Here is a 12,205-nt window from a genome sequence, read left to right on the forward strand (position 1 = left end):
AAGTCGACGCTGACGTTGTCGAGGGCCACGACGCGGGTCTCCCCGTCCCCGTAGACCTTGTTGAGGCCGGTGGCGCGGGCGGCCGCCAGGCCGGTACGGACGGCGGTTGCGGGGGTCGTCACGGGGGTGCTCCTGAGGGCGGGAACGGACATTCGGGGTTCCGTTCCATCCTCCCAATCCGTTCGAGCGCGATGCGTATGTCCCGAGGAGGGGCGACCCCCGCCGTCTCGGCGGCTCGGCGGGGGTCTTCTCCTCCTCAGGTATGACACCGACCCCTGAGGACCATGGTCCCCGTGCTGCGGACGATGGTCCCGTGCTACTCCACCGCGACGCCGAACGCGCCCGCCAGCCCGAGCAGACCGTTCGTCACCGCGCGGCCCGACGGGCTGAACTGCCAACCGCCGCCCGCACGCTGGAACGAACCCATGAGCATCGCGCTGTCCGGCACGCCGCCGGTGCCGGCCGCCCACTCCACCGGACCGGCCGCGCCCGGGCCGTACGTCGCCGCCAGGGCGACACCGTGCACGTAGCCGAGTGGCAGGGCCCGCGGCTCCTCCTCCTCGGTGGAGACGGCGACCACCACCTCGTCCACCGTGGCCGCCAGCCGCTCCAGGTTCAGGGTCAGCCGGACCGCGCGGGCCGGCTCGCCCGGCACCGAGTGGGTGGGGTGCAGCCGCACGGCGCCGTCCGGGTCCTGCGGGTTGTTGAAGAACACGAAGTGCTCGTCGCTCAGCACCCGCCCGGCGGCGCACAGGAACGCGGTGACGTCCAGCTCCACCGCGTCGCCGCCGGCCGTCCGGCTCTGCCAGCTGACCGTCAGGCTGCTGTGACGATCCGTCGGCGCGGCCGCCGGCGCGGGCTTCTCCTGTTCCGCGGAGCCGCCGCCGAGCCGCCCCCGCAGCCCCTGCTCGGCCAGCAGCTCCACCAGTTCCGGCCCGCTGACCAGCGTCAGCGGCTTCCCCTCGATGTAGCTGTACGAGCCGCGGCCGAAGCCGGCGGTGGTCACCAGGATGCCCTTGTTCGCCCCGTGGTGCCGGACGGTCGACTCCAGGTCGCGCACGGCCGTCGGGGGCACCGTCGTGCGGTAGCGCTTGGCCTGGATCACGATCTTGCCGCCGGTCACCGGGTCCAGGTCCTCGGCGACCACGTCCACCCCGACGTCGCCGCTGCGGGCCGTGGTCATCACCCGGAAGCCGCGCAGCCGGAACAGCTCGGCGATCAGCTCCTCGAACTCGATCGGGTCCATCTCGAACAGGTCCGGGTCGCCGTCGCCGCCGTGTCCGGCCAGGCTTCCGCCGACCGTCTCCGGCAGCCGGTCCGGCCGCACCTCGTCCAGCCGCTCCGGGCGCGCCGACAGCTTGCCGCCCAGGCCCTGGAAGCAGTCCACCGGCGCCACCCGGTCCAGCGCCAGCCCGGCGAACTCGGCCCGGGAGGCGGTCAGGGTGGACAGGAAGCGCTCCGCCTCCCGGCCGGTCGCCGGGTCGATGCCCAGGACGAAGCCGTTCAGCACCACCGAGTCCAGCATCCCGTCCCGGTCCGCCCGGAACAGCTCCGCCGCCAGCCGCAGCGCCGACTGCGCCAGCACCTCCCGATACAGCGCCTTGCGCTCCGTCGCCGGGCGGGCCACCTCCGCCTCGCGGTCGTCCGTCTTCACGTACCGCACCCGGCCGGCGGCCGGCACCACGTCCGGGCCGGGCAGCTCCCAGTTCACCACCAGCTGCCGGGTCGACGCCTCCCAGGCCGCCACCAGCCGGTGCGGGAAGCCCTCCGGCCAGGCCGCCGAGGCGTACAGACCGGCGGTGAAGTACTCCTGCACCGCCTCCGGCTCGCCCGCGCGCAGCCGCCGCAGCAACTCCTCGGTACGGGCGGCGCGGTCCTCGTCCTGGCGGCGGAACTGCGCCGCCCAGGCCAGGTACTCCTGGTGGTACACGGCCAGCCGGCGCTGCCGGTCGGCCTCCTGCGCCTGGGCGGCGTACCAGTCCTGCTCGAACCGGGCCCGGGCCTGCGCCAGGTACTGCTCGTACTGCCGCCGCACCCCCGGATTGCGCGCCTGCACCTGGTCCGGCGGCGGCACGTGGTACTTCGGGCCGCCCTGATCGGGCAGCTCCACCGGCCGGCCCAGCGGGCCCGGGTCGAACGGCGGCACCGGGCGCGGGGCCAGCAGTGCCTGCGGGCCGAACGCCGGCGCCGCCAGCCCGGCGGCCAGCAGCCCGCGCAACTCCTCGACGCGGGCGTCCAGTTCGGCCGTCAGCCGGGCCGCCTCCGCCTCCCGGGACTGCTGGTAGGCCCGCTGCGCCTCCCGCTCGTTGCGGGCCGTCGCCCGCTGCTCATCCCGCTGCTCGCGCTCCAGCCGGCGCTGCTGCGCCGCCTCGGCACGCCAGCGGGCCTCCTCCCGGCGCTGCTGCTGCCGCTGCGCCTCCGCCCAGATCGCCAGCACTCCGTCGTTCCGCCGCCCCGCCACCGTCCACCCCTTCATTGCACGCCGGACCGGTCGCGCCGCCCACCTCCCGGCCGCGCCGCCAACCGCGCCCGCAACAATAGAACGTGAACACCCCACCGGGCCAAGCCCCGGGAGCAGCGCGGCTGCACTGCACCGGTCAGTGCACCTGGGGGGCGTCCTCGGGCCGGGCGTGCCAGCGCCAGTCGGTGCGCAGCGGCCGGCCGGGCAGCGGGGTGCGGCCGGTGGCCCACAAGAGGGTCGGCCAGGGGGCGTCGGCGGAGGTGACGGGGACGTCGGGGAAGAGGCGGGCGAGGACGCGGCGGCAGAGGTCGGCCGGGGGGTCCCAGGGCAGGCCGAGGCCCTGGGCCACGTCGTGCAGGTGTACCAGCGTCTCGACCAGGCTCATCGCGACGAACCCGGCGGGGTCGGCGACACCCCACGGGTGGTAGGCGCGGACCTCGGGCGTGGCGGCGCGGGCGATCGCGACCATCAGCCCGCCGCTCGCCTCCAGCACCTCGATCAGCCCGTCGGGCCCGCTCGCGCGGTCGGCGCGGACGAAGTTGTTCGGCCCGCCGGGGAAGCGGCGCTCGGTGGCGAAGGGGACGTACCGCTCGCGCGGCGGGGCGGCCGGGCCGAGCTGGGCGGCGTAGGCGAGCAGGTCGTCGGCGAGGTGCTCGACGGTGGTCCAGCAGTCCCAGGTGACCGTTCCGGCGGGCTGGGACCAGTCGGCGTCCGCGGGTGCCGCGCGCAGGGTGGTGGCGGCGAGCTGAAGGACGAGCGCGAGGTCGTCGGCGGTGACGGGGGACTGGGCGGCGGTGTCGGGCGTCATGATCGCGGAGGCTAGCAGGGGGCACTGTCAGGGGGAGCACTGTCAGGGGTGGCGGGTACTCTGCACTGGTTCGAGAGGGAGGGATGCCCGTGACGATCGCACCGCAGCACCCGGACCGGCCCGCCGGCTGGGTCTCCACCGGGCTGAGCTGGCACGAGGGCCGCGCCCTGCTCGGCGCCGTGCGCGCAGGCCAGGCGCACGAGCGGGCCGTCACGCCCGGCGCGGAGGTCGGCTGGCTGCTGGGCGGGCCGCGCCGCTGCACCGGCGCCTGGCTGGCCGGGGCGGCGGAGCGCACCCCGTGCCCGCACCACGCGGTGATCGCGCCGGACGGCGCCGCGGTGCAGTGCCCGGCCTGCCAGAGCGTCGACCGCGGCCTGGCCCTCGCCCGGGACCAGATCCTCGACGACGGCCGGACGTACCTGCTCTACCTCGCCTGGTTCGGCGACGGCCTGCTGAAGGTCGGCCTGACCGCCGAGCAGCGCGGCGACAGCCGACTGCTCGAACAGGGCGCACTGGCCTACGCGTTCACCGCCCGGGGCGGGCTGCCGGCCATCCGGCGCGCCGAACTCACCGTCGCCGCCTCCGGGTTGGCGCGCGAGCGGTTCAAGGCCAGGCTGAAGACCGAGCACTGGTGGGCGCACGGCGACGAGCCGTACCGCCGGGCCGTGCTGGCCGAGGCCCGGGCGCAGGCGCACCGCCTGCTGGCCGGCCACGCGCTGGAACTGCTCGCCGAGCGCCCGGTGGTCGACCACGTGGCGCGGTTCGGGCTGTCCGACGGCGCCCCGGAGGCGTACCGGCAGGTCGGCGGCCTGGCCGACGGGGCGGTGATCGCGGGCACCCTGCGCCCGCCGGTGGGCCGCCACCTGTTCCTGGACCAGGCCGACGGCTCGGGGCCGCTGCTGCTGGACACCCGGCTGCTCACCGGCTGGACGCTCGCGCCCGTCTCCGGCCGTCCGACGTCCGGGGTGGCCCTGGAGGAGCGGGTCCGCCCGCCGGAGCCGGACACCCAGGAGGCGCTCTTCTAGAGCGGGCCAGGGACGCCGCCGGGCTGGGACGGTCCCTCGCGAGCGCGAGCGCGGGGGCGGGGGCGGGGGCTGAGGGCTCAGCCCAGCTTGCTGCGCACCCCGCCCGGGCCGGAGTGGGCCCGGCGGGACAGCGGCGGCCGGGACGGGCGGACGTCGGCGCGCGCGACGGGCTCGCCCTCGGCGGTGCGCCGGGCGAGTGCGGCCCGGGCGGCGGCCAGGGCCACGCGGGTGAGCAGCGGGTCATCCTGGACACCGGCGGACCGTTTGGCCGCCTGGCAGCGCGAGCACCAGATCGGGGAGGCGGGCCCGTCCGGGTACGCCATGCTCTCGGGCGGAAGGTAGTGTGCGCCGCACTCGACACACTCGAAGACCAGCCTCATCCGGCGATCACCGTCCCGGATCCGTGGCACCGACCGCAGGGCGACCAGAAGGTGTGGATCCTCGGCACCATGCTCCCTTCCTCGTCCCGTTCGACCGTGGCTTCGGTCTTCTGGGTCCCCCCGGACCCGCCGCAACCGGAACAGGACTGAACCTCGGGCATATGCCGTCCTTCCGTAGCGGAGCACCACGGTAGCGCGAATTCCCGGGTGCGGGCGCGGGACCTGACGATCCACCACCCCTCGGAGGAGCGTGCGAATGCCCCGTACGCCCCACTGCACGCCGTCGGCCCCGCGCCCGGGGGCACGGGGCCGGTCGGCGTGGCCCGTCAACCTCGCGCGGCCCGCAGGAATTCGCGGTTCATCGCGGCGATGCTGGGCAGCGGGATGCCCTTGGGGCAGGCGGTGGCGCACTCGCCGGTGTTGGTGCAGCCGCCGAAGCCCTCGGCGTCCATCGCCGTGACCATGTTCCGCACCCGGGAGGCGCGCTCCGGCGCGCCCTGGGGGAGCACGTTGAGGTGGACCACCTTGGCGGAGGTGAACAGCATCGCCGAGCCGTTCGGGCAGGCCGCCACGCAGGCGCCGCAGCCGATGCACTCGGCGTGTTCGAAGGCGGTGTCGGCGGCCTCCTTGGGGACGGGCGTGGCGTGCGCGTCGGGGGCGCTGCCGGTGGGGGCGGAGATGTAGCCGCCGGAGCCGATGATCCGGTCGAAGGCGGAGCGGTCCACCACCAGGTCCTTGACCACCGGGAAGGCCGCCGCCCGCCACGGCTCGACGTCGATGGTGTCGCCGTCCCGGAAGTGCCGCATGTGCAGCTGGCAGGTGGTGGTCCGCTCGGGGCCGTGGGCCTGGCCGTTGATGACCATGCCGCAGGCGCCGCAGATGCCCTCGCGGCAGTCGTGGTCGAAGGCCACGGGCTGGTCCCCGCTGGTGATCAGCTCCTCGTTGAGGCTGTCGAGCATCTCCAGGAAGGACATGTCGGGGCTGATGCCGCCGACCTGGTAGGTCGTCATCGACCCGGGGGCGTCCGGGCCCGGCTGGCGCCAGATGCGCAGGGTGAGGTTCATGCGTAGCTCCGCTGGGTGGGGTGGACGTACGCGAAGTCGAGGGCCTCGCGGTGGAGGACGGGGGCGGTCCCGGTGCCGGTGAACTCCCAGGCGGCGGCGTAGCCGTACTCCTCGTCGCGCCGGGCGGCCTCGCCGTCGGGCGTCTGGCTCTCGGTGCGGAAGTGGCCGCCGCACGACTCGGCGCGGTGCAGGGCGTCCAGGCACATGAGTTCGGCGAGCTCGAAGTAGTCGACGAGCCGGTTGGCCTTCTCCAACGACTGGTTGAGCTCCTGCCCGGTGCCGGGCACCTTGATCCGGCGCCAGAACTCCTCGCGCAGCTGCGGGATCCGCGCCAGGGCCCGACGCAGTCCGGCCTCGTCGCGGGCCATTCCGCACTCGTCCCAGAGGAGTTCGCCGAGTTCGCGGTGGAAGGAGTCGGGGGTGCGGTCGCCGTCCACCGCGAGGATGAGGTTCAGCCGGTCCTCGACCTCGGCCTCGGCCTCGGTGACCGCCGGGTGGTCGGCGGGGACGGCGGGCAGCGGGTTGCGGGCCAGGTAGTCGTTCAGGGTGGGCGGCAGGACGAAGTAGCCGTCGGCGAGGCCCTGCATGAGCGCGCTGGCGCCGAGCCGGTTGGCGCCGTGGTCGGAGAAGTTGGCCTCCCCGACGGCGAACAGGCCGGGGACGGTGGTCTGCAGGTCGTAGTCGACCCAGAGTCCGCCCATCGTGTAGTGGATCGCGGGGTAGATCCGCATCGGGACCCGGTACGGGTCCTCGGCGGTGATCCGCTCGTACATGTCGAACAGGTTGCCGTACTTGGCGGCGACGGCGTCCCGGCCCAGCCGGCGGATGGCGTCGGCGAAGTCCAGGTAGACGCCCTGCCCGCCGGGGCCGACGCCGCGGCCCTCGTCGCAGACGTTCTTGGCGGCCCGGGAGGCGATGTCGCGCGGCACCAGGTTGCCGAAGGCCGGGTAGATCCGCTCCAGGTAGTAGTCCCGCTCGTCCTCGGGGATCTCGGCCGGCGGCCGGGTGTCGCCCTGGGCCCTGGGCACCCAGATCCGGCCGTCGTTGCGCAGCGACTCGCTCATCAGGGTGAGCTTGGACTGGTGGTCGCCGGAGCGCGGGATGCAGGTGGGGTGGATCTGGGTGAAGCACGGGTTGGCGAAGTGGGCGCCGCGCCGGTGGGCCCGCCAGATCGCGGTGGCGTTGGAGTTCTTGGCGTTGGTGGAGAGGTAGAAGACGTTGCCGTAGCCGCCGCTGGCGAGGACCACGGCGTCGGCGGTGTGGGTGCTGATCGCGCCGGTGACCAGGTCGCGGGCGACGACTCCGCGCGCCCGGCCGTCGACGACCAGCAGGTCGAGCATCTCGGTGCGCGGGTGGATCTCCACGTTCCCGGCGGCGATCTGCCGGGACAGCGCCTGGTAGGCGCCGAGCAGCAGTTGCTGGCCGGTCTGGCCGCGCGCGTAGAAGGTGCGGGAGACCTGCACGCCGCCGAAGGAGCGGGTGTCCAGCAGGCCGCCGTACTCGCGGGCGAACGGGACGCCCTGGGCGACGCACTGGTCGATGATCTCGACCGACACCTGGGCGAGTCGGTGCACGTTGGACTCGCGGGCGCGGAAGTCGCCGCCCTTGACGGTGTCGTAGAAGAGCCGGCGGATCGAGTCGCCGTCGTTGCGGTAGTTCTTGGCCGCGTTGATGCCGCCCTGGGCGGCGATCGAGTGAGCGCGCCTCGGGGAGTCCTGGAAGCAGAACTGGACGACGTGGTAGCCCTGTTCGGCCAGGGTGGCGCCGGCCGCGCCGCCGGCCAGGCCGGTGCCGACCACGATCACGGTGTGCTTGCGCCGGTTGGCCGGGTTGACCAGCTTGGCCTCGAACCGCCGCTGGTCCCAGCGCTGTTCGATCGGCCCGGCGGGGGCCTTGGTGTCGGCGACGGGCTCGCCGACGGTGTAGTCCAGGTAGCTCATTTGACGACTCCGAACATCACGGCCACGGGGACGGACAGGAAGCCGGCGGTCAGCACGAGCGCCAGGCCGTTGGCGGTCAGCTTGAGCGCCCGGTCCCGGCGGGCGTTGTTGGCACCGAGGGTCTGCGCGGCGCTCCAGAAGCCGTGCCGGATGTGCAGGCCGACGGCGAGCATCGCGACGATGTAGATCACGCAGCTGTACCACTGGCCGAAGGAGGCCACGATGTTCTGGTACGGGCGGCCGTGCTCGGCGGCGGGGTTCACGGTCAGCGTGGTCAGGTCGAGGATGTGCCAGACGATGAACAGCGCCAGGATCACCCCGCCCCAGCGCATGGTCCGGGTCGCGTAGCTCGCCCGGCGGCGCTTGTGGACGTACTTGCTCGGTCGGGCGGCGAGGTCGCGGCGGCTGAGCTGGTAGGCGGACACGCCGTGCAGCAGGACGGCGGCGAGCAGGCCGAAGCGGGCGATCCACAGGAACCACTCGTGGCCCAGGAACGGCTGGCCGATGGTGCGCAGCCAGGCCGCGTAGCCGTTGATGTCGTCCGGGCCGGCGAACACCTTGAGGTTGCCCAGCATGTGCGCGACCAGGTAGAGCAGCATGGCCAGTCCGGAGACGGCCATGACCGCCTTCTTGCCGACGGTCGACCGCCAGAGCGTCGCCAGGGTGGACGGATGCCGGGCCGTCCGAGTCGCGGTTGTCATGGCAGCAACGGTAGGGACGGTCGCCAGGGTGCGTCCAAGACATGCTGCGGCTCACGACGATAGTCAGGACCTATCGATGCGGCCTATCCTGGTGGGGTGCAGCTCCAGCAACTCCGCTACTTCCTGGCCGTCGCCGAGACCCGCCACTTCACCCGGGCGGCCGAGGCGGCGCACGTGGCGCAGCCGTCACTCTCGCAACAGATCCGTTCGCTGGAGCGGGAGTTGGGCGCCGAGCTGTTCCACCGCACCCGGGGCAACATCGCCCTGACCGACGCCGGGCAGGCGCTGCTGCCGCTGGCCCGGCGCATCCTCGCGGACACCGAGAGCGCCCGGCTGGCCGTCCAGGAGACGGTCCAGCTGCGCCGCGGCCGGGTCCGGCTTGGCGCGCCGCCGAGCCTGTGCACCAGCCTGGTGCCGGACGTGCTGCGGCTGTTCCGGGACCGCTACCCGGGGGTGGCGCTGGTGGTCCGCGAGGGCGGCTCGCGCGATCTGGTGCGCTGGCTGGCGGCGGGGGAGCTGGACCTCGCGCTGATCATCACCCCGCCGAGCGGCGAGGCGACGCCGGCCCTCGCGGTCACCGAGCTGCTGCACGAGGAGCTGGTGCTGGTCTCCGCCGAGCGGCGGGCCCGGCGCAAGGTCCGGGTGGCGGAGCTCAAGGGGCGCCCGCTGGTGATGTTCCGGGAGGGCTACGACGTCCGGGAGGCGACCCTGGCGGCCTGCCGGGCGGCGGGCTTTGAGCCGGAGTTCGCGGTGGAGGGCGGCGAGATGGACGCGGTGCTCGGCTTCGTCCGGGCCGGCCTCGGGCCCGCGGTCGTCCCGGGGATGGTCGCGGCCCGCTCGGGCCTCGCGGTCACGCCCTTCGCCGGGCCGGGCCTGGGCCGCACCATCGCCGTCGCGCACGGCCACGAAGTGCCGCTCACCCGCGCCGCAGGGGCCCTGCGCACGACCCTGCTGGCACATCTGCACCACGCCGCCGGATCCGGTGAACTCCCACCGGGGACCCGCCTGTTGCTGTGACGGGGAGGGCCACCACCTGCGGCCCTCCCCGCCGGCAGGTGGGGATCAGGCCGACCGGACGGCATATGAACGACTGCTCTTTTCGCCCTGGAGGAGTCCAGATGGACCAGAGCAGCCATGATGACGCGAGGAAACCACCTTGTCGTTTTAGGCAGTGACCATGTCACTCGGCCGCCTTACCGCCTACAAGTCAGAATGCCACCGAGGCACGTGATCTTGAATGAGCCTTCTGTCTTGATGGCGGCGGCAGCGATCTCTGCCGCCCGACTGACCGTCTCGCGGAAAGGGACGCCGCATTGGTCAGCCCACGCTTCATAGGAGGCGAGGTGGGAAACGATCGGCGCAGGATCGGTGATCTCGATGGCGCCAGGCAGTTCCCGCACTCGGATGTCCTTGAACGCTGTTCCGAGGTAGCCGGGGGCCTTTTCCAGGGAGAAGCGGGAGCTGAGGGAAACCCGTGCTGGCCCCTTGGGAATCCCGAGGATGTCGCCTGCGGCCTGGGCCCAGAGCTGGTCCAGTTCCTGCTTGTCGGTGTCGCTGTTGGTCGAGGCGATGAGCATGCCGCCAGGCCGGAGGACGCGGGCCAGTTCCTTGATCGTGGCCTCGATGTCACCGACGTGGTACAGCATGTGCAGGGCCAACACGGCGTCGGCGCTGTCGTCGGCGAAGGGCAGGGCCTGGGCGTCGGCTACCAGGACCGGTTTCTCGACGTCGGCGAGGATGCCCGCCGAAATGTCCATCCCGACGACCTGAAGGTCCGGCCGGTCCTTGTGTAGACGGCTGACGAACTTGCCGTTGCCGCAACCGACGTCGAGGACGATCCCGCTTGTGCCGGCCAGCTCTTCGACAACGATCCCGGGCAGGTCGTACCGCGGCTGCTGCCAGCGGTAGATGGACTGGCGGGCGGCCAGGTGGCGTCCGTCTGCGTAGGCGCTGTTCGCGAGGATCGCTTTGTCGGCGACTGCGGCGTCCTGCTGTGCGGTGTTGCTCGTCACTGTGGCAGCTCCGGAGGGTTCGTGAGTGCGGGTCGAGAGCAGGCTTCTCTGACATTCTCACGGAGACTCAGGACGATCGGGGAGCCTGCGTAGGCGGGCTCGGCGAGACGAGTGCTCAGCGCCCGAAGGCGGCTGGAGATGCTCGCTGTTCGCCGGTCCGGTGCGGCGTCCAGCACCACCGAGAGCTTCTCCTGCACGCCGTCGAGGTCGCCGTGGGCGAGGTGGGCGTTGGCGAGGTCGAGGCGGGCCGCCAGCAGGTCGCCGGAGGACTGTTCCTGCCGCGGTGCGGACTCGTACAGGGCAATGGCTCTGGAGGACGCCTCGATGGCGCGGTTCACGTGACGCTGACTGCCCAGGGCGAGGAGGGCGGTGCCGGCGTAGGTCCACTGCTTGGCATCGGGAAACGTGAATACGCCGGGAAGATCCACTCCGGCTACGGCGCTCCGCGCCGCCTCGGCAGCTTCCACGGCCCGTAGCGCGCTCGCGCTGTCGCCGAGCGCCGCAGCAGCCCGTGCTTCGAGGCTGAGCAGGCGGGCTGCGATCGTCCCGCTGTCCGCATACGGCAGCCCGGCTCTGGCCAGCTCGGCCGCCTGGCCGTGGTCCTGCTGCCAGTAGGCGATCAGGGACTGGACGGATCGGATCCAGGCCCGGAGACCGTTGTGGCCGGCTGACTCCGCGCAGCGCCAGGCTGTTCGCGAATGCGTAGCCGCAGCTGTGTACTGGCCGAGGTCGAGGGCGACATGGGTGGCCAGGCCACACAGGCGCCCGGCCTGCAGGTAGAGATGGCTTGCCTGGTAAGGGTGTTGGCGACCTCGGAGTAAGTCGAACACTCCTCGCCGGAGGGTACCGATGTCGTGGAAGAGCTCGAACACCGGCTTGCTCACGTAGTCCCCTGCCAGCCTCGCAATGTCCGCGTCGATCTGTTCGAGCAGAGTGTCGTCCACGTTGGACGCGCTCGCGAAACGGAGGAACAGCGCGGACTCTGCCGAGTCGGCTGCCACGGCCGATACGAGGTCGTTGTCGTGGTCCGTGCGCCGGGCAGGCACAAGAAGCGAGGCTTCGCTGACGCTGCTGGACGGTGGAACTGCTTCGGCGACTGCAGGGGGTGCTGCCAGCAAGTCGGCCAACTGGTCGACCGAGAGTTTCAGGGCGCGGGCGAGCTTCGGCCGCATCCAGGGTTGTGGGGCGCCTCTGCCGCTCTCCCATCGCCCCACGGTCGTACGGTCCACGTCGAGGGCTTCAGCCAGGGATTCCTGGGTGTGCCCGACCGCCTCCCTGCGCTGGATCAGCCGGGACCTCCTGGATGCCATCCCGCGTCCTCCGGAGGTACGTCAGTTCGTCTGCAGCCATAACAGGCCAGGTCATGCCCGGGTTTGCAGCACGGATGCCTCATTGCCGCTTCTATTCTGCTCTGGTTCACCGGCGTTGGAGGCGGTTCTGTAGCTACCTGCCGGGTGAATCCCGGCGCGAATCGGCCCCCTGCCGACCTCGTCCGGTTGAAAGGTCCGCGCTCATGTCCGTCGCCACTCGCCAAACGGTCACCCCTGCCCCGTTCGGCTTTCGCGTGCTGCCCACTGCCGAGGCCGTACCGAACGCCCGGCGGCGGGTGATACGGGCCGTGCGCAGTTCTACTGGCCCAGTTCAGTCGAGGCCGACTCGGCAATCGAGAGGGGCTGCTCGACGGCTCGGGGGAACGACGGACCGGGGGCGGGGGGGGGGCCGGGGGGGGGGCGGGGGGGGGGGGGGGGGGGGGGGGGTGGGGGGGCGGGGGGGGGGGGGGGGGGGGGGGGGGGGGGGGGGGGGGGGGGGGGGGA

10 protein-coding genes are annotated in these 12,205 nt (G+C 72.9%); 2 read left to right on the top strand and 8 right to left on the bottom strand.

Annotated features, from left to right (window positions below):
- Positions 1-316: 316 nt before the first annotated feature.
- A complete protein-coding gene (locus AC07AL_RS36260) occupies positions 317-2,461 on the bottom strand; it encodes a restriction endonuclease (RefSeq protein WP_478319438.1) in 2,145 nt (714 codons plus the stop codon).
- A gap of 136 nt (positions 2,462-2,597) precedes the next feature.
- On the bottom strand, positions 2,598-3,269 hold the full coding sequence (locus AC07AL_RS36265; RefSeq protein WP_478319439.1) for a maleylpyruvate isomerase N-terminal domain-containing protein: 672 nt from the start codon (positions 3,267-3,269) through the stop codon (positions 2,598-2,600).
- A gap of 89 nt (positions 3,270-3,358) precedes the next feature.
- Between AC07AL_RS36265 and AC07AL_RS36270 the strand changes: the two genes are divergently transcribed.
- Positions 3,359-4,294, top strand: coding sequence for a DUF2797 domain-containing protein (locus AC07AL_RS36270; RefSeq protein ID WP_363633590.1), 936 nt, complete (start codon positions 3,359-3,361; stop codon positions 4,292-4,294).
- A 77-nt stretch (positions 4,295-4,371) separates the two neighbouring features.
- Here the strand turns inward: AC07AL_RS36270 and AC07AL_RS36275 are convergent, their stop codons facing one another.
- The 4 genes from AC07AL_RS36275 to AC07AL_RS36290 form a co-directional block, all read right to left on the bottom strand.
- The gene (locus AC07AL_RS36275; RefSeq protein ID WP_363587281.1) at positions 4,372-4,617 is read right to left on the bottom strand and encodes a hypothetical protein; all 246 of its coding nucleotides are present in this window, start codon (positions 4,615-4,617) and stop codon (positions 4,372-4,374) included.
- A gap of 383 nt (positions 4,618-5,000) precedes the next feature.
- Positions 5,001-5,738, bottom strand: coding sequence for a succinate dehydrogenase/fumarate reductase iron-sulfur subunit (locus AC07AL_RS36280; RefSeq protein WP_363587282.1), 738 nt, complete (start codon positions 5,736-5,738; stop codon positions 5,001-5,003).
- Positions 5,735-7,678 (bottom strand): fumarate reductase/succinate dehydrogenase flavoprotein subunit, encoded by a 1,944-nt coding sequence (locus AC07AL_RS36285; RefSeq protein WP_363587283.1) that lies wholly within the window; start codon positions 7,676-7,678, stop codon positions 5,735-5,737. The genes AC07AL_RS36280 and AC07AL_RS36285 overlap by 4 nt, the downstream gene beginning before the upstream one ends.
- Positions 7,675-8,379, bottom strand: a complete 705-nt coding sequence (locus tag AC07AL_RS36290; protein ID WP_363587284.1) for a succinate dehydrogenase cytochrome b subunit — start codon at positions 8,377-8,379, stop codon at positions 7,675-7,677. Before AC07AL_RS36290 ends, AC07AL_RS36285 begins: the two co-directional genes overlap by 4 nt.
- A 96-nt stretch (positions 8,380-8,475) precedes the next feature.
- Between AC07AL_RS36290 and AC07AL_RS36295 the strand changes: the two genes are divergently transcribed.
- Positions 8,476-9,396, top strand: a complete 921-nt coding sequence (locus AC07AL_RS36295) for a LysR family transcriptional regulator (RefSeq protein WP_478319440.1) — start codon at positions 8,476-8,478, stop codon at positions 9,394-9,396.
- Between the two features lie 176 nt (positions 9,397-9,572).
- Here the strand turns inward: AC07AL_RS36295 and AC07AL_RS36300 are convergent, their stop codons facing one another.
- Both AC07AL_RS36300 and AC07AL_RS36305 read right to left on the bottom strand, forming a co-directional pair.
- Complete coding sequence (locus AC07AL_RS36300) at positions 9,573-10,391, bottom strand: class I SAM-dependent methyltransferase (RefSeq protein ID WP_400810122.1); 819 nt, start codon at positions 10,389-10,391, stop codon at positions 9,573-9,575.
- Positions 10,388-11,701 carry a helix-turn-helix transcriptional regulator gene (locus AC07AL_RS36305; RefSeq protein ID WP_478319441.1) on the bottom strand — a complete coding sequence of 438 codons (1,314 nt, stop codon included), beginning with the start codon at positions 11,699-11,701 and terminating at the stop codon, positions 10,388-10,390. The genes AC07AL_RS36300 and AC07AL_RS36305 overlap by 4 nt, the downstream gene beginning before the upstream one ends.
- Positions 11,702-12,205 lie beyond the last annotated feature (504 nt).

The sequence above is a fragment of the Kitasatospora sp. NPDC043949 genome (genome assembly GCF_056435365.1).

Bases quoted from the DNA above. Each gene is read 5' to 3' on its own strand.
- AC07AL_RS36285 (WP_363587283.1), bottom strand. From the start codon at position 7,678: ATGAGCTACCTGGACTACACCGTCGGCGAGCCCGTCGCCGACACCAAG.
- AC07AL_RS36290 (WP_363587284.1), bottom strand. From the start codon at position 8,379: ATGACAACCGCGACTCGGACGGCCCGGCATCCGTCCACCCTGGCGACG.
- AC07AL_RS36280 (WP_363587282.1), bottom strand. From the start codon at position 5,738: ATGAACCTCACCCTGCGCATCTGGCGCCAGCCGGGCCCGGACGCCCCC.
- AC07AL_RS36305 (WP_478319441.1), bottom strand. From the start codon at position 11,701: ATGGCATCCAGGAGGTCCCGGCTGATCCAGCGCAGGGAGGCGGTCGGG.
- AC07AL_RS36265 (WP_478319439.1), bottom strand. From the start codon at position 3,269: ATGACGCCCGACACCGCCGCCCAGTCCCCCGTCACCGCCGACGACCTC.
- AC07AL_RS36275 (WP_363587281.1), bottom strand. From the start codon at position 4,617: ATGGCGTACCCGGACGGGCCCGCCTCCCCGATCTGGTGCTCGCGCTGC.